This is a genomic window from Streptomyces venezuelae, from assembly GCF_008642355.1.
In the GTDB taxonomy this organism is placed as follows: Bacteria; Actinomycetota; Actinomycetes; order Streptomycetales; family Streptomycetaceae; genus Streptomyces; species Streptomyces venezuelae_B.
In genome coordinates, this window is the sequence record NZ_CP029193.1 from 5,934,304 (window position 1) to 5,957,232 (window position 22,929).

At 70.5% G+C, this 22,929-nt stretch carries 19 protein-coding genes; 14 read left to right on the forward strand and 5 right to left on the reverse strand.

The genetic code is table 11. The features are described from left to right. Nucleotides 1–174: 174 nt before the first annotated feature. From DEJ47_RS27580 to mutM, 9 genes are all read left to right on the forward strand, one after another. Nucleotides 175–1,878: a DAK2 domain-containing protein gene (locus tag DEJ47_RS27580; RefSeq protein WP_150172654.1), complete on the forward strand. Its 1,704-nt coding sequence runs from the start codon at nucleotides 175–177 to the stop codon at nucleotides 1,876–1,878. 50 nt (nucleotides 1,879–1,928) lie between these two features. Continuing rightward, entirely contained in the window at nucleotides 1,929–5,153 is a 3,225-nt protein-coding gene (locus DEJ47_RS27585; protein ID WP_150172656.1) for a helicase-related protein, read from the forward strand. A 53-nt stretch (nucleotides 5,154–5,206) separates the two neighbouring features. Continuing rightward, entirely contained in the window at nucleotides 5,207–5,800 is a 594-nt protein-coding gene (gene rsmD, locus DEJ47_RS27590) for a 16S rRNA (guanine(966)-N(2))-methyltransferase RsmD (RefSeq protein ID WP_150172658.1), read from the forward strand. Between the two features lie 26 nt (nucleotides 5,801–5,826). Further along, nucleotides 5,827–6,306 (forward strand): pantetheine-phosphate adenylyltransferase, encoded by a 480-nt coding sequence (gene coaD, locus DEJ47_RS27595; RefSeq protein WP_190415846.1) that lies wholly within the window; start codon nucleotides 5,827–5,829, stop codon nucleotides 6,304–6,306. Nucleotides 6,307–6,417: 111 nt separating this feature from the next. Next, complete coding sequence (locus DEJ47_RS27600) at nucleotides 6,418–7,485, forward strand: cell division initiation protein (RefSeq protein WP_150172661.1); 1,068 nt, start codon at nucleotides 6,418–6,420, stop codon at nucleotides 7,483–7,485. A 128-nt stretch (nucleotides 7,486–7,613) separates the two neighbouring features. Next, nucleotides 7,614–8,297 (forward strand): YceD family protein, encoded by a 684-nt coding sequence (locus DEJ47_RS27605; protein WP_150172663.1) that lies wholly within the window; start codon nucleotides 7,614–7,616, stop codon nucleotides 8,295–8,297. A 2-nt stretch (nucleotides 8,298–8,299) separates the two neighbouring features. Then, a complete protein-coding gene (gene rpmF, locus DEJ47_RS27610) occupies nucleotides 8,300–8,473 on the forward strand; it encodes a 50S ribosomal protein L32 (protein WP_026165248.1) in 174 nt (57 codons plus the stop codon). Nucleotides 8,474–8,480: 7 nt separating this feature from the next. Next, on the forward strand, nucleotides 8,481–9,299 hold the full coding sequence (gene rnc / locus DEJ47_RS27615; RefSeq protein WP_161237651.1) for a ribonuclease III: 819 nt from the start codon (nucleotides 8,481–8,483) through the stop codon (nucleotides 9,297–9,299). A gap of 90 nt (nucleotides 9,300–9,389) precedes the next feature. Further along, entirely contained in the window at nucleotides 9,390–10,250 is an 861-nt protein-coding gene (mutM, locus tag DEJ47_RS27620; protein ID WP_150172667.1) for a bifunctional DNA-formamidopyrimidine glycosylase/DNA-(apurinic or apyrimidinic site) lyase, read from the forward strand. Here mutM and DEJ47_RS27625 read toward each other — a convergent pair. Next, nucleotides 10,223–10,621, reverse strand: a complete 399-nt coding sequence (locus tag DEJ47_RS27625; protein ID WP_150172669.1) for a winged helix-turn-helix transcriptional regulator — start codon at nucleotides 10,619–10,621, stop codon at nucleotides 10,223–10,225. The two genes, mutM and DEJ47_RS27625, sit on opposite strands and share 28 nt — an antisense overlap. Nucleotides 10,622–10,684: 63 nt before the next feature. Further along, nucleotides 10,685–11,572: a CAP domain-containing protein gene (locus tag DEJ47_RS27630; RefSeq protein WP_150172671.1), complete on the reverse strand. Its 888-nt coding sequence runs from the start codon at nucleotides 11,570–11,572 to the stop codon at nucleotides 10,685–10,687. 128 nt (nucleotides 11,573–11,700) lie between these two features. On the opposite strand from DEJ47_RS27630, the gene DEJ47_RS27635 reads away from it, so the two are divergent. The 4 genes from DEJ47_RS27635 (at nucleotide 11,701) to DEJ47_RS27650 (ending at nucleotide 18,014) form a co-directional block, all read left to right on the forward strand. Beyond that, nucleotides 11,701–11,982 (forward strand): acylphosphatase, encoded by a 282-nt coding sequence (locus tag DEJ47_RS27635; RefSeq protein WP_150172673.1) that lies wholly within the window; start codon nucleotides 11,701–11,703, stop codon nucleotides 11,980–11,982. Between the two features lie 402 nt (nucleotides 11,983–12,384). Beyond that, complete coding sequence (locus DEJ47_RS27640; protein ID WP_055551056.1) at nucleotides 12,385–12,588, forward strand: hypothetical protein; 204 nt, start codon at nucleotides 12,385–12,387, stop codon at nucleotides 12,586–12,588. A gap of 213 nt (nucleotides 12,589–12,801) precedes the next feature. Continuing rightward, complete coding sequence (smc, locus tag DEJ47_RS27645) at nucleotides 12,802–16,362, forward strand: chromosome segregation protein SMC (RefSeq protein WP_150172675.1); 3,561 nt, start codon at nucleotides 12,802–12,804, stop codon at nucleotides 16,360–16,362. 227 nt (nucleotides 16,363–16,589) lie between these two features. Further along, complete coding sequence (locus tag DEJ47_RS27650; protein ID WP_150172678.1) at nucleotides 16,590–18,014, forward strand: sugar porter family MFS transporter; 1,425 nt, start codon at nucleotides 16,590–16,592, stop codon at nucleotides 18,012–18,014. Between the two features lie 52 nt (nucleotides 18,015–18,066). Here DEJ47_RS27650 and DEJ47_RS27655 read toward each other — a convergent pair whose 3' ends face one another. Continuing rightward, on the reverse strand, nucleotides 18,067–19,050 hold the full coding sequence (locus DEJ47_RS27655) for an LLM class flavin-dependent oxidoreductase (RefSeq protein ID WP_150172680.1): 984 nt from the start codon (nucleotides 19,048–19,050) through the stop codon (nucleotides 18,067–18,069). A 114-nt stretch (nucleotides 19,051–19,164) separates the two neighbouring features. Then, nucleotides 19,165–20,613 (reverse strand): cytosine permease, encoded by a 1,449-nt coding sequence (locus DEJ47_RS27660; protein ID WP_150172682.1) that lies wholly within the window; start codon nucleotides 20,611–20,613, stop codon nucleotides 19,165–19,167. Nucleotides 20,614–20,811: 198 nt separating this feature from the next. On the opposite strand from DEJ47_RS27660, the gene ftsY reads away from it, so the two are divergent. After that, entirely contained in the window at nucleotides 20,812–22,044 is a 1,233-nt protein-coding gene (ftsY, locus tag DEJ47_RS27665; protein WP_150172684.1) for a signal recognition particle-docking protein FtsY, read from the forward strand. 88 nt (nucleotides 22,045–22,132) lie between these two features. Here the strand turns inward: ftsY and DEJ47_RS27670 are convergent, their stop codons facing one another. Then, nucleotides 22,133–22,795, reverse strand: a complete 663-nt coding sequence (locus DEJ47_RS27670) for a bifunctional DNA primase/polymerase (protein ID WP_150172686.1) — start codon at nucleotides 22,793–22,795, stop codon at nucleotides 22,133–22,135. Nucleotides 22,796–22,929: the final 134 nt, after the last annotated feature.

A 22,929-nucleotide genomic window follows, 5' to 3' on the forward strand; every position in this document is an offset into this window, starting at 1 on the left:
TGCCGGGATCAGTGCAATGATCGAAGTGGCGTTGCCAGGAGGAATGGCCCGATGCGTATCGGGCAACCGAAGCAGCATACAACGACTGCTTCGGTACAACGAAACTACCACGGACGGCCCGGCCCCCGCCCCGCGCCCTCCGTTCACGCCGGGTCTACGCTGCGTCCATTCCGGATGGTCAAGGAGGCGAAACAGGTGCCGCAGAACCTCGACGCGGTCGCGGTGCGCGCCTGGTGCCGACTGGCTCTGGACGCCCTCGGCAGGGCCCGCGAGGAGATCGACTCGATCAACGTCTACCCGGTCGCCGACGGGGACACGGGGACGAACCTCTATCTGACCGTGGAGTCCGCCTCCCAGGCGGTGGACGCGGCGTTCACGGGCCACGAGCCCGCCCTCCCCTCCCTGGCCGAGACGGTGCGCGCGATGGCGCACGGCGCGCTCATAGGCGCCCGCGGGAACTCGGGCACGATCCTGTCGCAGTTGCTGCGGGGGATGGCGCAGGTCATCGGCGCCCAGGGGGAGCCGGGCGGTGAGGCAGATCACGTCGAGGGGCCGGTCCTCGAGCGCGCGCTGCGGCAGGCCGCCGAATCCGCGTACCAGGCGGTCGCCCACCCCGTGGAGGGCACCGTCCTGACGGTGGCCACCGCGGCGGCCGACGCGGCGACCGGCACCGGCGGCGACTGCGGGGCCGTGGCCAGGGCGGCGTACGACGGGGCCTGTGCGGCGCTGGACGCGACGCCGGGGCAGCTCGCGGTGCTCGGCCGCGCCGGAGTGGTGGACGCCGGAGGGCGTGGGCTCGTGGCGGTCCTGGGGGCGCTGACGGGCGCCCTGTCGGGTGAGAGCCTCATCCCGAGGAGCTCGGCGCACCTCAAGGGCTCGGTCCACGCGCGCGTGGACGTCGACGGAGGCGAGGCCGTCGAGTGCGATGACGTACCCGGCGAGGAGGGCGGCCCCGCTTTCGAGGTGATCTACCTCCTGGAGGCGGACGACGCCGCCGTCACCCGGCTGCGGGCCCGCCTCGACCGGCTCGGCGACTCCCTCGTGGTGGTCGGCGGCGACGGGCTCTGGAACGTCCACGTCCACGTCGACGACGCGGGAGCGGCCGTCGAGGCCGGTGTGGAGGCGGGCCGCCCCCACCGCATCCGCATCACCCACTTCGGTGCGGACGACGCGCACACCACCTCCCAGCGCTCCACCGCCCCGCCTCGGGAACGCGCACAGCGTGCCGTCGTCGCCGTGGTGCCCGGCGAGGGCCTCGCGGGGCTGTACTCCGAGGCGGGGGCGACCACCGTGCCCGCGCGCGTGGGGGAGCCGCCCGCCAGCGGCGAGCTCGTCGACGCGATCCGGCGGGCCCACGCCCGCGAGGTCGTGCTCCTGCCGAACGACGCCGAGCTGCGGCACACCGCGGCTGCCGCCGCGGAACAGGCCCGCACCGAGGGCGTACGCGTCGCGCTCATCCCCACCCGCTCCGCGGTCCAGGGCATCGCGGCCCTCGCCGTGCACGAGCCGGACCGCCGCTTCGACGAGGACGTCGTCGCCATGACCTCGGCGGCCGGCGCGACCCGCTACGGCGAACTCGCCGTCGCCGAGCGCCAGTCCTGGACGATGGCGGGCATCTGTCAGACGGGCGACGTGCTCGGCCTGATCGACGGCGACGTCGCCGTGATCGGCTCCGAGGTGGCCCGCACCGCCGTCTCCGTGCTCGACCGGATGCTGTCGGCGGGCGGCGAGATGGTCACGCTCGTCCTCGGCGAATCCGTGCCGGACACCGTCGCCGAGCACCTGGAGAAGCACGTGCGCGAGACGTACCTGGCCGTCGACACCGTCGTCTACCGCGGAGGCCGCCAGTCGGCGCTGCTGCTGATCGGCGTGGAGTAGCCGGGCGGATCCCGGGGACCTGCGCCGCATTGTCAGTGCCGTGGTGTGCAATGGATCTCGTGCCCGCGCTCGAAGAACCCCTGAAGAAAGTGGTCGGCCCCGCCACCGCGAAGGTGATGGCCGAGCATCTCGACCTGCACACGGTCGGCGACCTCCTGCACCACTACCCGCGGCGGTACGCCGAGCGCGGTGAGCTCACCCGCCTCGCCGACCTCCCCCTGGACGAGCACGTCACGGTGGTCGCCCAGGTCGCGAGCGCACGCATCCTCAAGTTCAACGGCGGCCGCGGCCAGCGCCTGGAAGTCACGATCACCGACGGCAGCGGCCAGGTCCAGCTCGTCTTCTTCGGGCGCGGCATCCACAAGCCGCACAAGGACCTGCTGCCCGGCACCCGCGCGATGTTCGCGGGCAAGGTGTCGGTCTTCAACCGCAAGATGCAGCTGGCCCACCCGGCGTACGAACTGCTGCGGGGCGACGGCGACGAGGCGGGCGAGACCGTCGGTTCCTGGGCCGGCGCCCAGCTGCCGATCTACCCGGCCACCGCCAAGCTGGAGTCCTGGAAGATCGCCAAGTCGGTCGACATGGTCCTGCCCAGCGCCCAGGAGGCCCAGGACCCGCTGCCGCCCTCCCTCCGCGACGGACGCGGCCTGATCCCGCTCCCCGAAGCCCTCCTGAAGATCCACCGTCCGCACTCCAAGGCGGACATCGAGGCCGCCCGCGACCGCCTCAAGTGGGACGAGGCCTTCGTCCTCCAGGTCGCCCTGGCCCGGCGGCGGTACGCGGACGCCCAGCTCCCCGCCGTCGCCCGCAGGCCGAAGCCCGGCGGCCTCCTCGACGCGTTCGACGCCAAGCTGCCCTTCACGCTCACCGAGGGCCAGGAGAAGGTCTCCAAGGAGATCTTCGACGACCTCGCGACCGAACATCCCATGCACCGTCTCCTCCAGGGGGAGGTCGGTTCGGGAAAGGCGCAACCACTTGATGCGCTGGTGCTGACTCCCGAAGGCTTCCGCCCGATGGGTGACATGAAGACCGGTGATCTCGTGGTCGTTCCCACCGGGGAGTCCGCGGTCGTCAGTGGCGTCTTCCCGCAGGGCGAACGGGACGTATGGCGTCTGACCCTCTCCGACGGCAGCTCCGTCGAGTGTGACGACGAGCACCTCTGGATCGTTGGCACCAGCTGTGGTTGGCACCGAGGGCAGCCGCCGAAGGTTCTGACGACAAGAGAAATTCGCCTGGACCTCTTCGAGGCGAACGGTTCCTCGAAGTGGTATCTGCCCGCCGCCGCGCCGGTGGACCTGGGACACGACGAGCCGCTACCGCTCGATCCCTACCTCTTCGGCCTGCTGTTGGGGGACGGGTCGTTCCGCCACAACCTGCGGCTGTCCACGGTCGACGAGGAGATCCACGACGCGGCGGTCGACGCCGTGGCGCCGGAGTGTCGTCTGGTCCGTGTGGCAGGTTCCTCGTGCGACTACACGATCCAGCCGGCACAGCGCTCGGGAGGCGTCCGCAATCCCGTCATTCAGGCCCTGCGCGACATGGATCTGTGGGGGGTGACCTCGCACGGAAAGTTCGTGCCCGAGGCCTTCAAGAACACTTCGATCAAGAATCGTTTGGCGTTGCTGCAAGGGCTGCTGGACACGGACGGCACGATTCAGTCGGACGGGTTGAGTATTTCCCTGTGCTCGGCGTCGCTCCGACTGGCCGAGGATGTCGCCTGGCTCGTGCGGTCACTTGGAGGGAGGGCCAGGGTGCTGCCGAAGAAGGCGGCGTTCAACGTTTCGATCGCGTTGCCCGAGGAGTACATGCCGTTCAGGCTGACGCGCAAGGCGGCGCGGGTGTGCCCGAGGCCGAAGTACAACACCTTCCGCAGGGGCATCCGCGGTGCCGAGTTCATCGGTCGGAAGCCGGTCCAGTGCATCAGTGTCGCTCACCCGAGCAGTGCCTATGTCACCGACAACTTCACGGTCACGCACAACACGATGGTCGCGCTGCGCGCCATGCTCGCCGTCGTGGACGCGGGCGGGCAGGCCGCGATGCTCGCTCCCACCGAGGTCCTCGCCCAGCAGCACCACCGCTCCATCGTCGAGATGATGGGCGAGCTCGCCGAGGGCGGCATGCTGGGCGGCGCCGAGCACGCCACGAAGGTCACGCTGCTCACCGGCTCCATGGGCGCGGCGGCCCGCCGCCAGGCCCTGCTCGACCTGGTCACCGGCGACGCCGGGATCGTCATCGGCACCCACGCGCTGATCGAGGACAAGGTCCAGTTCCACGACCTGGGTCTCGTCGTCGTAGATGAGCAGCACCGCTTCGGCGTGGAGCAGCGCGACGCCCTGCGCGGCAAGGGCAAGCAGCCCCCGCACCTCCTGGTCATGACGGCCACGCCCATCCCGCGCACCGTCGCGATGACCGTCTTCGGCGACCTGGAGACGTCCGTCCTCGACCAGCTGCCCGCCGGGCGCTCGCCGATCGCCAGCCACGTCGTCCCCGCCGAGGACAAGCCGCACTTCCTGGCCCGCGCGTGGGAACGCGTGCGCGAGGAGGTCGAGAACGGCCACCAGGCGTACGTGGTGTGCCCCCGCATCGGTGACGATGTCGACGAAGCCGCGGACCCCAAGAAGGCCAAGAAGAAGGCCGAAGAAGAGGCCACCGCCGAGAAGCGGCCCCCGCTCGCGGTCGTCGAGGTCGCCGAGCAGCTCTCCCGCGGCCCGCTGAACGGCCTGAAGGTCGAGGTCCTGCACGGCCGCATGCAGCCGGACGACAAGGACGCCGTGATGCGCCGCTTCGCCGCGGGGGAGACACAGGTCCTCGTCGCGACGACGGTCATCGAGGTCGGCGTGAACGTCCCGAACGCCACCGCCATGGTGATCATGGACGCGGACCGCTTCGGCGTCTCCCAGCTGCACCAGCTCCGCGGCCGCGTCGGCCGCGGCTCCGCCCCCGGACTCTGCCTCCTGGTCACCGACATGCCCGAGGCCAGCCCCGCCCGCGGCCGCCTCTCGGCCGTCGCCTCCACGCTCGACGGCTTCGAGCTGTCCCGCATCGACCTGGAGCAGCGCCGCGAGGGCGACGTCCTCGGCCAGGCCCAGTCCGGCGTCCGGTCCAGCCTGCGCATGCTCGCCGTCATCGACGACGAGGAGATCATCGCCGCCGCCCGCGAGGAGGCGGTCTCCGTGGTCGCCGACGACCCGGACCTGGAGCGGCTCCCCGCCCTGCGCACCGCACTGGACTCCCTCCTCGACGCGGAGCGCGAGCAGTACCTCGACAAGGGCTGACGCCGCCGTACGCCATATCGTGGGATGACCACCGTCCAGCCAGAAGGAATCAGATGACCCGCGTGATCGCCGGCACGGCCGGCGGACGCCGCCTGGCCGTCCCGCCGGGCAACGGCACCCGCCCCACGTCCGACCGCGCGCGCGAAGGCCTCTTCTCCACCTGGCAGGCCCTTCAGGGCACGCTCGACGGGGCCCGTGTCCTCGACCTGTACGCGGGCTCCGGAGCCGTCGGCCTGGAGGCGCTGTCCCGCGGCGCCGCCCACACCCTGCTCGTCGAGGCCGACGCGCGGGCCGCCCGCACCATCCGCGAGAACGTGAAGGCCGTCGGCCTGCCCGGCGCCGAGGTACGGGCGGGCAAAGCCGCCCAGATCGTCCGGGCCGGGGCGCCGACCAGCCCGTACGACCTGGTCTTCCTCGACCCTCCGTACGCGGTCACCGATGACGATCTTCGGGAGATCCTCCTCACACTCCGCTCGGAGGGCTGGCTCACGGAGGACGCGCTCGTCACCGTTGAACGCAGTACAAGAGGCGGTGTCTTCGGCTGGCCGGAGGGTTTCGAGGCCCTCAGGTCCCGTCGCTACGGCGAAGGGACGTTTTGGTACGGTCGCGCCGCCTCTACGTGCGACGACTCAGTGATCGCGCCATGACCGGACCGGAGAGCGAGGGACTCACGATGCGCCGCGCCGTCTGTCCGGGGTCTTTCGACCCCATCACCAATGGACACCTCGACATCATCGCCCGCGCCTCCAAGCTGTACGACGTGGTGCACGTCGCGGTGATGATCAACCAGTCGAAGAAGGGCCTCTTCGAGATCGAGGAGCGGATCGAGCTGATCCGCCAGGTCACCGCCGACTTCGGCAACGTCGAGGTGGAGTCCTTCCACGGCCTTCTCGTCGACTTCTGCAAGCAGCGGGACATCCCGGCCATCGTCAAGGGCCTGCGCGCGGTCAGCGACTTCGACTACGAGCTCCAGATGGCCCAGATGAACAACGGCCTCTCGGGCGTCGAGACCCTGTTCGTGCCGACGAACCCCACGTACAGCTTCCTCTCCTCCTCGCTGGTCAAGGAGGTCGCCGCCTGGGGCGGCGACGTCGCGCACCTGCTGCCCCCGCTGGTCCACGAGGCCCTGATCGAACGCCTGGGCAAGAAGTGACCTTCCGGCAGGATCGCTGACAGTTCGTCACCCGGTGTCGGGCGGGCGGCCACTGGCCTTACAGTCGTCCCGTCCGTCTCACAACCAGCTGTAGAGAGTGGCGAGCACACGGTGGACGTGCAGAAGAAGATCGACGAGATCGTCCAGGCGGTCGGCAGCGCCCGGTCCATGCCGATGTCGGCCTCGTGCGTGGTCAACCGCGCCGATCTGCTCTCGATGCTCGAAGAGGTGCGCCAGGCCCTGCCGGGCTCCCTGGCCCAGGCCCAGGAGCTCATCGGCGGTCGGGAGCAGCTCGTCGAGCAGGCCCGCCAGGAGGCCGAGCGGATCATCGAGTCCGCGCACGCCGAGCGCGGCTCCCTGATCTCCGACACCGAGGTCGCCCGCAACTCGCAGAGCGAGGCCGACCGCATCCTCGCGGAGGCCCGCCAGGCCGCCGAAGACGTCCGCGCCGAGGCCGACGACTACGTGGACAGCAAGCTCGCCAACTTCGAGGTCGTCCTCACCAAGACCCTCGGCTCGGTCGGCCGCGGCCGCGAGAAGCTCCTCGGCACCGGACCCGGCCTCGACGAGAACGGGTACGAGGACGAGGACGCCCCCGAGCGCAGCCACGATCCCGAGACGCTGCGCCGCAACGCGGACGCGTACGTCGACGCCAAGCTCGGCGCCTTCGAGGCGGTCCTCGCCAAGACTCTGGAGGCGGTCGGCAAGGGTCGGCAGACCCTGCACGGCCGGGCCCCCGCTGACGAGCTCGGCTCCCTGGGCGAGGGCACCGCCACCCAGGCTCACACCACGGACGCCGAGTACCTGGCGGACCTCGCGGGCCCCGCGGCCACCGCGGAAGCCGTGCAGCCGCGGGCCGTCCCCGCGCCGCCGGTCCAGTCGCCCCCGGTCCAGGTCCCGCCGATCCCGCCCCAGCAGCCCTACGCGCCACCGCAGCAGCAGCCCGACCCGTACGGGTACCAGCAGCAGGACCAGTACGCGTACCAGCAGCCGTACGGCCAGCAGGACCCTTACGCGTACCAGCAGCACGATCAGTACGGCTACCCACAGCAGGGCTACGAGCAGCCCCGGTACGAGGCGCCGGCGGCGCAGGCCCCCGCCGCGCTGGAAGAGGCCAGTCTCTTCGACACGACCATGATCAGCGCCGAGCAGCTGCGCCGGTACGAACAGGGGCGCTAGCGGCCGTCGGGACCGGATTGGGCCGAGAGCGAAAGGTCAAGTATCCTGGCTCTTCGGTCGCGCATACGTCCGCGATCCCGGCTGCCCACCCGAGTGGCGATACTGCGGCATCGGTGCGGCGGCCCCCCTTGAACTCCCAGGATTCGAAAGCAGGAAAAGCCCTGAGCACGCGCCTCGACCACCGGAACCCCCTCGTGTTCGACACACACGAGCTGGGGCGGCGTCCTGGTGCCATGCAGCGGCTGACCCGCGAGATCGAGGCGCCCGGTCCGCCGAGCGCCTTCGGCATCGAAGGTGTCATCGGTGTGCCGCAGGGTGCCCCGGTCGAGCTGGAGATCCGACTCGAGTCGGTCATGGAAGGGGTGCTTGTCACAGGCACCGCCCGTGCATCGGCCGAGGGGGAGTGCGTAAGGTGTCTGGAGCCGCTCGAGCTGGAGCTCGACGCGGACTTCCAGGAGATGTTCTCGTACCCTGACGCCGACGACCGGGGCCGCACCGCGGAACCGGCCGACGACGCCGAGGAAGACGAGAGCAGGCTCTACCTCGAGGACGGCATGTTCGACCTCGAGCCCGTGCTGCGTGATGCGGTGGTGCTCGCACTGCCGATGCAGCCGGTGTGCCAGGACGACTGTCCGGGCCTGTGCTCCCAGTGCGGAGTGCGGCTCGCGGACGACCCGGACCACCACCATGACGCCGTCGACATCCGTTGGGCGGCTTTGCAAGGACTCGCTGGCACCATCCAGGACGGCGAGAAGGACGAGATGAGCGGCGCCGAAGCGGAAGCGGGCGTCGACGAGAAGCAGGAGAAGTAGCCGTGGCTGTTCCGAAGCGGAAGATGTCGCGCAGCAACACGCGCCACCGCCGGTCGCAGTGGAAGGCTGCGGTCCCCACCCTGGTTTCGTGTGAGCGTTGCCAGGAGCCCAAGCAGCAGCACATCGCGTGCCCGAGCTGCGGCACCTACAACAAGCGCCAGGTCCTCGAGGTCTGAGCGGCTGGTGAGAGGCACCGTGTCTAGCCCCAAGAAGGCGGAAGACGCCAAGAAACCGGCGGAGACAACGGCCTCGTCCCACACGCTTCTGGAAGGGCGGCTCGGGTACAAGCTCGAGTCCGCCCTTCTGGTGCGTGCGCTGACCCACCGTTCGTACGCGTACGAGAACGGCGGCCTGCCGACGAACGAGCGTCTGGAGTTCCTCGGGGACTCGGTGCTCGGCCTCGTCGTCACGGACACGCTGTACCGAACCCACCCCGACCTGCCCGAAGGCCAGCTGGCCAAGTTGCGGGCCGCGGTGGTCAATTCGCGTGCGCTGGCGGAGGTCGGCCGTGGCCTCGAACTCGGCTCCTTCATCCGGCTCGGCCGGGGCGAAGAGGGCACGGGGGGCCGGGACAAGGCATCCATCCTCGCCGACACCCTCGAAGCGGTGATCGGCGCGGTCTATCTGGACCAGGGTCTGGACGCCGCGGGAGAGCTGGTGCACCGGCTCTTCGACCCGTTGATCGAAAAGTCCTCGAACCTGGGCGCGGGCCTGGACTGGAAGACCAGTCTCCAGGAGCTCACCGCGACGGAGAGCCTCGGCGTGCCCGAGTATCTCGTCACGGAGAGCGGCCCCGACCACGAGAAGACTTTCACTGCTGCCGCCCGCGTCGGAGGCGTCTCGTACGGCACCGGCACCGGCCGCAGCAAGAAGGAAGCGGAGCAGCAGGCCGCCGAATCCGCGTGGCGTGCGATCCGCGCCGCAGCGGACGAGCGGATCAAGGCGGCCGAGGCCGCCGCTGCCGCCCGGTCCGAGGGGACCGCCGACACCCCCTCGGTCTGATCACCGCCCTCCTTTGTTGCCGGTCGCTCCCTCAGGGGGGCGGCCGGCATCGTGCTGAAGGACGGTCTCGACAGTCCCTGAAGGAGACCCATGCCCGAGTTGCCCGAAGTCGAAGTCGTCCGGCGCGGTCTTGAGCGCTGGGTCAGCGGGCGCGTCGTCGCCGACGTGCAGGTGCTGCATCCGCGTGCGGTGCGGCGGCATGTGGCGGGCGGTGCGGACTTCGGGGACCGGCTGACCGGGCACCGGATCGGTCTCGCGCAGCGGCGCGGCAAGTACCTGTGGCTGCCGCTCGCCGACTCCGCGCAGTCCGTCCTGGCCCACCTCGGGATGAGCGGGCAGTTGCTCGTGCAGCCCCACGAGGCGCCGGACGAGAAGCACCTGCGGATCCGGGTGCGCTTCGCGGACGCACAGGGCACCGAGCTCCGCTTCGTCGACCAGCGCACCTTCGGCGGGCTCTCGCTCCACGACAACACCCCCGACGGGCTGCCCGACGTCATCGCGCACATCGCACGCGACCCGCTCGACGACGCGTTCGACGACGACGCCTTCCACTCCGCGCTGCGCCGCAGGCGTACGACGATCAAGCGGGCGCTGCTCGATCAGTCGCTGATCAGCGGGGTCGGCAACATCTACGCGGACGAGGCGCTGTGGCGCTCGAAGCTGCACTACGAACGGCCCACCGGCACCTTCACGCGCCCGCGCACGGCCGAACTCCTCGGTCATGTACGGGACGTGATGAACGCGGCCCTGGCCGTGGGCGGCACCAGCTTCGACAGTCTCTACGTCAACGTGAACGGCGAGTCGGGATACTTCGACCGGTCCCTCGACGCATACGGCAGGGAGAACGAGCCGTGCCGCCGCTGCGGCGCCGCGATCCGCCGACGTCCCTGGATGAACAGGTCCAGCTACTACTGCCCGCGCTGTCAGCGTCCGCCGCGCTCCGCGTCGTAACGCTCCTGCGCCCGCACCACGTCGTCCTGCCGGCTCTCCACGAACCGGATCAGGGCCAGCAGGCGCTCGGCGACCTCCCGCCCCAGCGGGGTGAGCGCGTAGTCCACGCGCGGTGGGTTGGTCGGCTGTGCGTCGCGGTGCACAAGACCGTCGCGCTCCAGGGCGTGCAGGGTCTGGGAGAGCATCTTCTCGCTCACGCCGTCGACCCGGCGGCGCAGTTCGTTGAACCGGAACGTGCCCTCGTGCAGCGCGCCCAGGGTGAGCCCGCCCCAGCGCCCCGTGATGTGCTCCAGGGTGCCGCGGGAAGGGCACTGGCGGGAGAACACGTCGTACGCCAGGTCGGTCGGCTCCATACCGACGGTCGGTTCCATGCGGACAGCCTACTCGCGCACAGCGCTTTCGAATAGTTAGCGCAGACGGGAGGAGTGGCGGGCTCAGAAACCGAAGTCCTGCGTCCACCACGGGCCGCCCGGTGCGAAGTGCGCTCCGACGCCGAGTGTCTTGTAGTCGCAGTTGAGGATGTTGGCGCGGTGGCCCGCGCTGTTCATCCAGGCGTCCATCACCGACTGCGCGTTCGCCTGGCCGCGCGCGATGTTCTCGCCGCCGAGGTCGTCTATCCCGGCCTTCTCGGCGCGGTCCCACGGCGTCGCGCCGTCCGGGTCGGTGTGGTCGAAGAAGTCGCGCTCGGCCATGTCGGCGCTGAAGTCTCCGGCCAGCGCGGCGAGCCGGTCGTCGGCCCGCACCGGTCGGCAGCCCGCCTTGGCCCGCTCCTGGTTGACCTGGGCGAGGACCGCGGCCTCGGCCGTGCTCTCGTCGGAGGACGACTCGGAGCGGCCCGGCGGGGGAGTCCCGGGCTTCTTCTCCGGCTTGTGGGACGGGGTGGTCCTCGCCTTGCCGTCCTTGTCGGCGTCCCGCCGCGGAGCCTGGGACGACGGCTTCTCGGACGGGGTCCTGGACGGCTTCCGCTCGGCCTTGGAAGGCGTGGGCTTCGGGGCCTCGGAGCGGCCGGTGCCGCGGCTCGGCGACGGTTCGCCGCGACCGGCGTCGGTGCTCCTGCCGCCCTGGGCGTCCACCTCGGTGGGAACGGCCGCGGAGCGCACCTCGCCGGAGTCGTCCCCGCCGCCGAGGCGGTAACCGTCACTGCCCGGGAGCACGCCCGCGGCGACCGCGACGGCGCCCATCGCGACAGCGGCGGAGACACCGAGCAGACCCGTGCGGACGGGGGCGACGGCACGGCCCCTGCGGCGGTGCGACACCGTTCCCGGGTGGTTCTCAGGGGTGGCGGCGGCGCGGCCGGCGCCGGAGCGTCGGTGGCGTCCCATCTCCTGACCTTTCGTCCTAAGATCAACGTGACTCACCCATATGAGTGAGGCTCATCGATTCGCGACTGTACGCGATGGCGCATGGGGACGAAGTGCTCACTGAGCAATTGGCCGGTTAGCGTGCACCCATGAACGAAGACGTACGACTCACCGCCTGGGTGCGCGGACGCGTGCAGGCCGTGGGATTCCGCTGGTTCACGCGGGCCAAGGCCCTGGAGATCGGCGGGCTGAGTGGTTTTGCTCTCAATCTGGAGGACGGTCGCGTCCAGGTCGTCGCCGAAGGGCCCCGGATCGGCTGCCAGGCACTGCTCGACTGGCTGCGTGAGGGCGACACACCCGGCCGCGTCGACGGAGTCACCGAGATCTGGGACACACCGCGTGGCATATACGAGACCTTCGCCATCCGCTGAGTCCGACCTCGGAGAACGCGGTGGGGCGGGCGCGGCGCGAGGCCGGACGGGTGTCCCGGGCAACTGCCTGAGGCAGAAAAAGCCTGGTGGTTGCCAAGAACGGCTTGTCGTGGCAGGCTCCCCGGGTAAGGATGATCTCCACGCCCCCAGGGCCCCGAAGGAGTAGCAGCGCCGCCGGTTTCCAGGCCGCGCGCCCCCGGGTCGCCCGCCAATACGGGGTGTGATCGTGTTGACCGTCAAACTTTTTGGTGAGACTCTGGAAGCCCCGCGCACCTTAGCTGTTTGGCATGTGAGAACGGCCAGCAAGACCCAGCGAAACAATGAGTGCCAAGCACCGCGGGTGCGATTCCCTCACGACCCACACCGCTTCGGTCGGTCACTCAGTGTGGAGGACCATCCATCATGGCAAAGGCGCTTCTCGGTTACGTCGGCGGCAGCGACCCGCGACTCCTCGCCGAGATGCGACGGCTCCAGCAGCGCGTCCAGGACCTCGAATCCGAGCTCGGCCGTATCCAGGCCGAGAACGACGCGCTCGCGGCTGCCGCTTCTCACGAATCGCTCCTGGAGAGCATCGACGTACCCCAGGCGGAGCCTGCGCTCACCTGACCCCTATCCGATCACGATCAATGGCATCAGGGCCTTGAGCTGTTGAACACGCGCCCTGAGCAGTCCTGAGTACTGTCCTCAGGTAGGCAAGACATTCAAGGGACGCTTCGGCGTCCCTTCTTTCTTGTGTCCGCGTACGCTGCTTTCTTTACCGTCTGATGTGCCCTGCACCTTCATCGGTGAAACGGCCAGTGAAAGGTAGAGTCCGACGGCGTGCACCTCAAGGCCCTGACCCTGCGCGGCTTCAAGTCCTTCGCGTCGGCGACGACACTGAAGTTCGAACCGGGTATCACCTGCGTCGTCGGACCCAACGGCTCCGGCAAGTCCAACGTCGTGGACGCGCTGAGCTGGGTCATGGGAGAACAGGGCGCCAAATCCCTGCGCGGCGGCAAGATGGAGGACGTCATCTTCGCCGGCACCACCGGGCGGCCCCCGCTCGGCCGCGCCGAGGTGTCCCTCACCATCGACAACTCCGACGGCGCGCTGCCCATCGAGTACGCCGAGGTCACCATCACGCGGATCATGTTCCGCAACGGCGGCAGCGAGTACCAGATCAACGGCGACACCTGCCGCCTCCTCGACATCCAGGAACTCCTCTCCGACTCCGGCATCGGCCGCGAGATGCACGTCATCGTCGGGCAGGGACAGCTCGACGGAGTCCTGCACGCCGACCCGATGGGGCGCCGCGCGTTCATCGAGGAGGCCGCGGGCGTCCTCAAGCACCGCAAGCGCAAAGAGAAGGCGCTGCGCAAGCTCGACGCGATGCAGGCCAACCTCGCCCGCGTCCAGGACCTCACCGACGAACTCAGGCGCCAGCTCAAGCCCCTCGGCCGACAGGCCGCCGTCGCCCGCAGGGCGGCCGTCATCCAGGCCGACCTGCGCGACGCCCGCCTGCGCCTGCTCGCCGACGACCTCGTCCGCATGCGCGAGGCGCTCAACGCCGAGGTCGCCGACGAAGCCGCCCTCAAGGAGCGCAAGGAGAGCGCCGAGGCCGAGCTGAAGGCCGCCCTGCAGCGCGAGGCGCAGCTGGAGGAAGAGGTGCGCCGTCTCACGCCGCGGCTGCAGCGCGCCCAGCAGACCTGGTACGAGCTGTCGCAGCTCGCCGAGCGGGTGCGCGGCACCGTCTCGCTCGCCGACGCCCGGGTCAAGAGCGCCACCGCCGCGCCGCCCGAGGAACGGCGCGGCCGCGACCCCGAGGACATGGAGCGCGAGGCCGCCCGGATCCGCGAACAGGAGGCCGAGCTCGAAGCCGCCCTCGAAGCCGCCGAACACGCGTTGGACGACACCGTCGCCCACCGCGCCGACCTCGAACAGCAGCTGGCCGTCGAGGAGCGCAGGCTCAAGGACGTGGCACGGGCCATCGCCGACCGCCGCGAGGGGCTCGCCCGGCTGCACGGGCAGGTCAACGCGGCCCGGTCGCGGGCCGCGTCGGCGCAGGCCGAGATCGACCGGCTCGCCGTCGCACGCGACGAGGCCGCGGAGCGGGCGGTCGTGGCGCAGGAGGCGTACGAGCAGCTGAAGGCCGAGGTCGACGGGCTCGACGCGGACGACGCCGAGCTCGGCGAGCGGCACGACGCGGCGAAGCGGGAGCTCGCCGACGCCGAGGCCGCGCTCACCGCCGCCCGGGAGGCCGCCACCGCCGCCGAACGCGAACGGGCCGCGGTCGCCGCCCGCCGCGAGGCACTCGCCCTGGGCCTGCGGCGCAAGGACGGCACGGGCGCGCTGCTCGCCGCCGAGGACCGGCTCACCGGGGTGCTCGGACCGGCCGCGGGACTGCTCACCGTCGCCCCCGGCCACGAGGTCGCCGTCGCCGCCGCGCTCGGCGCCGCGGCCGACGCCGTCGCCGTCAGCGGCCCGAGCACCGCCGTCGAAGCCGTCCGCCTGCTGCGCAAGCAGGACGCGGGGCGCGCGGCGCTGCTGCTCGGCGGCGCCCCCGACGACGTACCGGAGGAACGTCCCGGCGGGCATCCGTACGCCGCCGATCTCGTGCGGGGACCCGACGAGCTGATGCCCGCGGTGCGACGGCTGCTGCGCGGGATCGTCGCCGTCGGCACGCTGGAGGACGCCGAGGATCTGGTGTACGCGCATCCCGGACTGACCGCCGTCACCGCCGAAGGAGACCTGCTCGGGGCGCACTTCGCGCAGGGCGGCTCCGCGGGGGCGCCGAGCCTGCTCGAAGTGCAGGCTTCCGTCGACGAAGCGGCCGAGGAGCTGGAGCAACTCGCAGCGCAGTGCGAGGAGTTGGCGCTGGTTCAGGAGCGTGCGGGGGAGCGGCGCAGAGAATGTGCCGCTCTCGTCGAGGAGTTGGGGGAGCGGCGCAGGGCGGCCGACCGTGAGAAGTCGTCCGTGGCGCAGCAGTTGGGTGCCCTCGCCGGGCAGGCGCGGGGCGCCGCGGGCGAGGCCGAGCGCAGCACCGCCGCCGCGGCCACGGCGCAGGACGCGCTGGACAAGGCCGTCGCGGAGGCCGAGGAGCTCGCCGAGCGGCTCGCCGTCGCCGAGGAGGCGTCCCAGGGCGGCGAGGACGAGGAGCCCGACACCTCCGTCCGCGACCGGCTCGCCGCCGACGGGGCCAACGCCCGGCAGACCGAGATGGAGGCCAGGCTCCAGGCGCGTACGCACGAGGAGCGGGTGAAGGCGCTCGCGGGCCGCGCCGACTCCCTCGACCGGGCCGCCCGCGCCGAACGCGAGGCACGCGCGCGTGCCGAGCAGCGCAGGGCCCGGCTGCGCCACGAGGCGGCGGTCGCCGAGGCCGTCGCGTCGGGCGGGCGTCAGCTGCTCGCCCACGTCGAGGTCTCCCTCGTACGGGCCGACGACGAGCGCACCGCGGCCGAGCGCGCCAAGGAGGTGCGGGAGCGGGAGCTGCTCGCCGCGCGGGGCCGGGGCCGCGACCTCAAGGCCGAGCTCGACAAATTGACTGATTCAGTTCACCGGGGCGAGGTACTAGGAGCCGAGAAGAGGCTGCGGATCGAGCAGCTGGAGACCAAGGCACTGGAGGAGCTCGGTGTGGAGCCGGCGGGACTCGTGGCGGACTACGGTCCCGATCAGCCCGTGCCGCCCTCGCCCGCCGCCGAGGGCGAGGAGCTGCCCGACGACCCGAGCCACCCGCGCAACCTGCCGGTGCCGTTCGTCCGGGGAGAGCAGGAGAAGCGGCTCAAGTCCGCCGAACGGGCGTATCAGCAGCTCGGGAAGGTGAACCCGCTGGCCCTTGAGGAGTTCGCGGCGCTGGAAGAGCGCCACAAGTTCCTCAGCGAGCAGCTCGAAGACCTGAAGAAGACACGCAGCGACCTCCTCCAGGTGGTGAAGGAGGTCGACGAACGCGTCGAGCAGGTCTTCACCGAGGCCTACTACGACACGGCCCGGGAGTTCGAGGGCGTCTTCTCGCGGCTGTTCCCCGGCGGTGAGGGACGGCTGATCCTGACCGACCCCGACAACATGCTCGCCACCGGCGTTGACGTCGAGGCCCGGCCGCCCGGAAAGAAGGTGAAACGGCTCTCGCTGCTCTCCGGCGGCGAACGGTCGCTGACCGCCGTGGCGCTGCTCGTCTCGATCTTCAAGGCGCGGCCCAGCCCGTTCTACGTGATGGACGAGGTCGAGGCGGCGCTCGACGACACCAACCTGCAGCGGCTCATCCGCATCATGCAGGAGCTGCAGGAGGCCTCGCAGCTCATCGTGATCACGCACCAGAAGCGCACGATGGAGGTCGCGGACGCGCTGTACGGCGTCTCGATGCAGGGCGACGGCGTCTCGAAGGTCATCAGCCAGCGCCTCCGCTAGGCGTCACGGGCGCCTCGCGCTCCCCCTTCACAAGTTCAAGCCTTGAACGCACGCGACCTCAGAGTGCCCATAAATTCACAACGGCGGACCTATTGACTTCGAAACTTGAAGGCATAGTCTCTGCAACGTTGCTTTTACCTTCAGGTGGTGGGCGGCGTGAAGTTGTGCGCCACTTGAAGAGCTCGCCCCCACCCCCGGCAGCGCTGCCGGTGGCCCGAGGAGTACACGTGACCAGCACATCGCAGGCGCCCCAGTCCGGAGCCAGAGAGGCCCACCCGGACCATCTCGGCCATGTCATCTTCATTACGGCGGCCGCCGCGATGGGTGGCTTCCTCTTCGGCTACGACAGTTCGGTGATCAACGGCGCGACCGTCGCCATCCAGCACCGCTTCGACGTCGACGCCAACATGCTCGGCTGGATCATCGCCACCGCGCTCCTCGGCTGTGCCGTCGGCGCCGCCGTGGCCGGCCGCATCGCCGACCGCATCGGCCGCATCCGCTGCATGCAGATCGCCGCCGTCCTCTTCGCCGCCAGCGCCGTCGGCTCGGCCCTGCCCTTCGCGGCCTGGGACCTCACCATGTGGCGCCTCATCGGCGGCATCGGCATCGGCATGGCCTCCGTGATCGGCCCGGCCTACATCGCCGAGGTCGCGCCGCCCGCCTACCGCGGCCGCCTCGCCTCGTTCCAGCAGGCCGCGATCGTCATCGGCATCGCCGTCTCCCAGCTGGTCAACTGGGGCATCCTGAACATGGCCGACGGCGACCAGCGCGGCAAGCTCGGCGGCCTCGAGGCCTGGCAGTGGATGCTCGGCGTCATGGTCATCCCGGCGCTGCTCTACGGGCTGCTGTCCTTCATCATCCCGGAGTCGCCGCGCTTCCTGATCTCGGCGGGACGCCACTCCGAGGCCAAGAAGGTCCTCGGCGAGGTCGAGGGCACCTCCATCGACCTGGACGCCCGCGTCGACGAGATCGAGCGTGGCCTGCACCGCGAGCACAAGCCGTCCTTCAAGGACCTGCTCGGCAAGGTCGGCTTCCTGCCGATCGTGTGGATCGGCATCGGGCTCTCGGTCTTCCAGCAGCTCGTCGGCATCAACGTGATCTTCTACTACTCGAACCAGCTGTGGCAGTCGATCGGCAAGGACCCGTCCAGCTCGTTCCTGTACTCGTTCGAGACGTCGATCGTGAACATCATCGGTACGGTCATCGCGATGATCTTCGTCGACCGCATCGGCCGCAAGCCCCTCGCCATCATCGGCTCCGCGGGCATGGCGGCGGCCCTGTTCACCATGGCATGGGCGTTCTCGTACAAGACCGGCTCCGGCGACACCGTCTCGCTGCCGAACGCGCAGGGTCTGACCGCGATCATCGCCGCCAACGCCTTCGTGCTCTTCTTCGCCCTGTCCTGGGGTGTGGTCGTCTGGGTGCTGCTCGGCGAGATCTTCCCCAACCGGATCCGCGCCGCCGCGCTCGGTGTGGCCGCATCCGCCCAGTGGCTCGCCAACTTCGCGATCACCAAGACGTTCCCGAGCATGTCCGAGTGGTCCCTGACCGGCTCGTACATCATCTACGGCGCGTTCGCCGCCGTCTCGATCCCCTTCGTCATGAAGTTCGTCAAGGAGACGAAGGGCAAGGCCCTGGAGGAGATGGGCTAACCCCCGCTGCCCCCTCCTCTTCAGGAAGCTGCCCCGGCCGAAGGACTCGTGCTCACCTGTCCTTCAGCCGGGGCAGTACGTTTTCGCAGAAGTGGTGCAGGCTGCGCCAGCCCTCGTCGATCGGCATGCCGCCGGAGAGCGGGTGCAGGATGAGGCTGTCCGTGCCGCTCTTCGCGTACCGCACGCACTCGTCGGGCGTCAGAACGCGGTACACACCCTCGGCGCGCAGCTCCTCCACCGTCGTCGCCGTCGACTTCACCGCCGAGCGGATGTCCTTGTTCTGCCAGGACGCGTACGTACGGGCCTCGTGCAGGAAGTGCTCGCCGTGCTTGGCCCAGGTCAGGTCCGGATCGTCGGCGACGTGCAGCAGCGGGGTCTCGGCGGCGGGCATCATCGTCCAGCCCTCCGTGCCGTGCTCCGTGAGCTGCTCCTGGTAGTACGCCTCCAGGTCGGGCAGGTGGGCGCTGGGAAAGAACGGCAGGCCGAGCCGGGCCGCGCGCCGGGCCGCCGCCTTCGACGAACCGCCGACGAGCAGCAGCGGGTGCGGGCGGGTGAACGGGCGCGGCGTGATCCGCACGGTGCGGCCCCGGAAGGTGAACGGCTCGCCGGTCCAGGCCGCGAGCAGCGTCTCCAGCAGCTCGTCCTGGAGTTTGCCGCGGCTCTTCCAGTCGACGCCCGACTGCTCGTACTCCTCGGGCCGGTAGCCGATCCCCGCCACCGTCACCAGGCGGCCCGCGCTCAGCAGGTCGAGCACGGCGATGTCCTCGGCGAGCCGCAGCGGGTCGTGCAGCGGGCCGATGACCGCGGACACCGTCACCGCGATGCGCCGGGTCGCGCCGAACACCGCGCCCGCGAACGTGAACGGCGAGGAGATCCAGTTGTTCTCCGTGCCGTGGTGCTCCTCGGTCTGGATCGTGGAGATGCCGCGGTCGTCCGCGTACGTGGCCATCTCCAGGGCGGCACGGTAGCGCTCGCTCAACGAGGCGGGTGTGGCGGCGGGATCGACGAGATTGAACCGTACGACTGTGGTGGGCATGGAAACGTCCCCCTTCACCGTGCGTGGGCGGCGAAGGGGGACGCTAGTTGACCGTGGGTCAGATGGGTAGCCTCGTACGGAAGTTGAGGTTTCCCGCGGCCAAGTTGGCGGGGATCAGGCGGAGACCAGCTCGGTCTCGCCGTTGTCCTTGCCGGAGGCCGCCGTCTCGGGCAGGGGCGACTTCGGCAGGACCGCGTACAGCACGGCCGCGATGACGATCGTGGTCAGCCAGCCCAGGCCGTGGCGGCCGATCCACGACGTGGCGAGCGGACCGCTGAACCAGTCGACCTTGGTGAAGAGCAGGCCCACGACCAGGGCGACCGCCCACGCCGTCATGGCCTGCCAGGCGAAGCCCGCCTTGTACCAGTAGGCGCTGGTGCGCTTGGTGTCCATCAGCGCCTCGCCGTCGTACGTCTTGCGGCGCAGCATGTCGACGCCGAAGACGCCGATCCAGGCGGAGAAGGCGACCGCGAGCAGGGTGAGGAAGGAGATGAACGAGCCCATGAAGCTCGTCGCCACGTTCATCAGGATGTAGCCGAAGATCAGGCTGATGATCGCGTTCACGCTGACCGCCCACGCGCGCGGGACCTTGATGCCGAGCGTCATGGCGGTGAAGCCCGCGGAGTACATCGACATCGAGTTGATCAGCAGCATGCCGATCAGGGCCATCAGCAGGTACGGCACCGCGATCCACATCGGGAGCAGCTCGCCGAGGAAGGAGACCGGGTCCTGCGCCGAGGACAGCTTCGGATCGGAGACCGCCATGACGGCGCCCATCAGGACCATCGGGACGACGACGATGCCGGCGCCGCCGATGGCGTGGCCGATCAGCGGCTTGTTGGAGGCCGTGCGCGGCAGGTACCGGGTGAAGTCCGGTCCGGTGGGCACCCAGCTGATGCCGCCGGCGGCGATCGTGCCGACGCCCGCGACCATCATCGCGGTGGAGCCCGCGGGCTTGTCGAAGACGGCCGACCAGTCGGTCTCGGCGATGAGGTAGATCAGCACGAGCACGCTGAACGCGCCGAAGGCGTACGTCGACCAGGTGCTGCAGACGTGCAGGATCTTCCGGCCGAGGCCGCTGATCAGGAACGTGCAGGCGACGAAGGCGACCAGCGTGACGACCGTCAGCCAGGTGCTCGACTCGACGCCGAAGCAGATGTTCAGGACGGTGATGATCGCGTACGCGCCCGTCACCGCGTTGATCGTCTCCCAGCCCCAGCGGGCGACCCAGATCAGGGCTCCGGGGAAGAGATTGCCCCGCTGGCCGAAGACCGCGCGGGAGAGCGTCATGCCCGGGGAGCCGCCGCGCTTGCCGGCGATGGAGATCAACCCCACCATGCCGTAGCTCAACAGGGGCGAGACGAGGGCGACGACCAGGACCTGCCAGATGTTCAGGCGGTTGGAGACGATCAGGCCCGCGCCCATGGTGAGCAGCAGAACGCTGATGTTGGCCGCTACCCAGGTGGGGAAGAGTTCACGGGTACGGCCCGTGCGCTCGGCGTCCGGAACGGGCTCGAGGCCGCGTGTCTCGAGGGCGCCTTCGGTTTCGGCGGTGGTGCTCATGGGGGTGGGTCCGTGCCTCTCGCTCGGCTCGCAACGCTGCGACCCGTCGGTGGGGGTGATCGCGATGGACTCTACGCGCGTTGATGCGGAGACCTCCATCGTACTTTAGTCCGAGTAGTGCCCTCGCAAGGCATATGTTCTTTGGAGGAAACCACAATCTGGGCCTCTTCCGGGGCCATGGCTGATACTGGACGGGTTATGGAAATCGTCATCCTTGCTGTAGTCATCGCCGTGGTCGTGATCGGCGCGCTCGGCGGGCTCGTGATCGGCAGCCGCAAGAAGAAGCAGCTGCCCCCGCAGGCCCCGTCGAGCACGCCCACCATCACCGCCCCTCCCGCCGAACCGAAGGTCGGCGACGAGGCCGAGACGCCGCGCGACGAACCGCGCCGCACGATCGAGGAGGTGGAACTCCCGCTCGCCGAGCCGACGGCGTCGGCACCGGTCGTCGAGGAGCCGGTCGTCGCCGAGCCGGCCGCGCCGGAGATCGAGACCCCCGAGCCCACCGCCGGCCGCATGGTCCGGCTGCGCGCCCGGCTCTCCCGCTCGCAGAACGCGCTCGGCAAGGGGCTGCTCACGCTGCTGTCCCGCGAGCACCTCGACGAGGACACCTGGGAGGAGATCGAGGACACGCTGCTCACGGCGGACGTGGGCGTCGCGCCCACCCAGGAGCTCGTGGAGCGGCTGCGCGAGCGCGTCCGTGTCCTCGGCACCCGCACCCCGGACGAGCTGCGCACGCTGCTGCGCGAGGAGCTGATCAAGCTCCTCGGGACGGCCGACGGCGCGGACTTCGACCGCACGGTGAAGACCGAGTCGGGCCTGGAGACGCCGGGCATCGTGATGGTCGTCGGCGTGAACGGCACCGGCAAGACCACCACCACCGGCAAGCTCGCCCGCGTCCTCGTCGCCGACGGCCGCACGGTCGTCCTCGGCGCCGCGGACACGTTCCGCGCGGCCGCCGCCGACCAGCTGCAGACCTGGGGCGAGCGCGTGGGCGCCCGCACCGTCCGCGGCCCCGAGGGCGGCGACCCCGCGTCGATCGCCTTCGACTCCGTCAAGGAGGGCATCGCCGACGGCGCGGACGTCGTCCTCATCGACACCGCGGGCCGGCTGCACACCAAGACCGGCCTCATGGACGAGCTCGGCAAGGTCAAGCGCGTCGTCGAGAAGCACGCCCCGCTCGACGAGGTGCTGCTCGTCCTCGATGCCACGACCGGGCAGAACGGCCTCATCCAGGCCCGCGTGTTCGCCGAGGTCGTCGACATCACGGGCATCGTCCTCACGAAGCTCGACGGCACCGCCAAGGGCGGCATCGTCGTCGCCGTGCAGCGCGAGCTGGGCGTGCCGGTGAAGCTGGTGGGTCTCGGCGAGGGCGCGGACGACCTGGCACCGTTCGAGCCGGAGGCGTTCGTCGACGCGCTCATCGGCGACTGAGACGGCTTCGCAAGTCTCGCGTACGCGACGAAGGGCCCCCTCGCACGGTGCAGATGCGAGGGGGCCCTTCTGTCTGCGGGCGCGCGGGCTACGCAGGGGAGCGGTGCGCGACGTACGCCAGGGTGCCGAGCAGCAGGCGGGCCTGCGGCGGGTTCGTCGCCGAGTCGAGGGCGGGGGCGCGCAGCCAGCGGACCGGGCCGAGGCCGCCGCGGTCGGACGGGGGCGCCGTGATGTGGGCACCCCGACCCAGGCCGTGTAGGTCCAGGTCGGCGTCGTCCCAGCCCATCCGGTAGAGCAGCCGGGGGAGCTCGGTCGCGGCGCCGGGGGCGACGAAGAACTGCGCCCGGCCGTCCGGCGTGACCGCCACTGGCCCCAGGGGAAGGCCCATCCGCTCCAGGCGGACCAGCGCGCGCCGTCCCGCGGCCTCCGCCATCTCGATCACGTCGAACGCCCGCCCCACCGGCAGCATGACCGCCGCGCCGGGGAACTCGGCCCAGGCGTCCGCCACTTCGTCGAGTGTGGCCCCGGCCGGGACCTCGGGGGCGAACCCCAGTGGGTGGGCGCCGGGTGCTGCGCAGTCGGCCGACCCGCACGAGCAGACGCCGTCCAGGGCGCGGGCGCCGGGCACCGCGGCCCAGCCCCAGAGTCCGGTGTACTCCGCCACCGCCGTGCAGTCCGATGTGCGGCCGCGCCGCCGTGATCCGGTCCGGGGCCGGTCGGTTCCCCGGATGCCGCCGATCGTGAAGCCCATGCTCCCTCCAACGGGTCGAGCGTGCCTCGGTTACGTGACGGAATCGGATCGTGACCCTCTGTTCTTGACGGCGCCCGGTTGCACGGAGGGTGGTGCGCCCGGTGTCATACGCCCCGGTGCACTTCCCTGCGCCC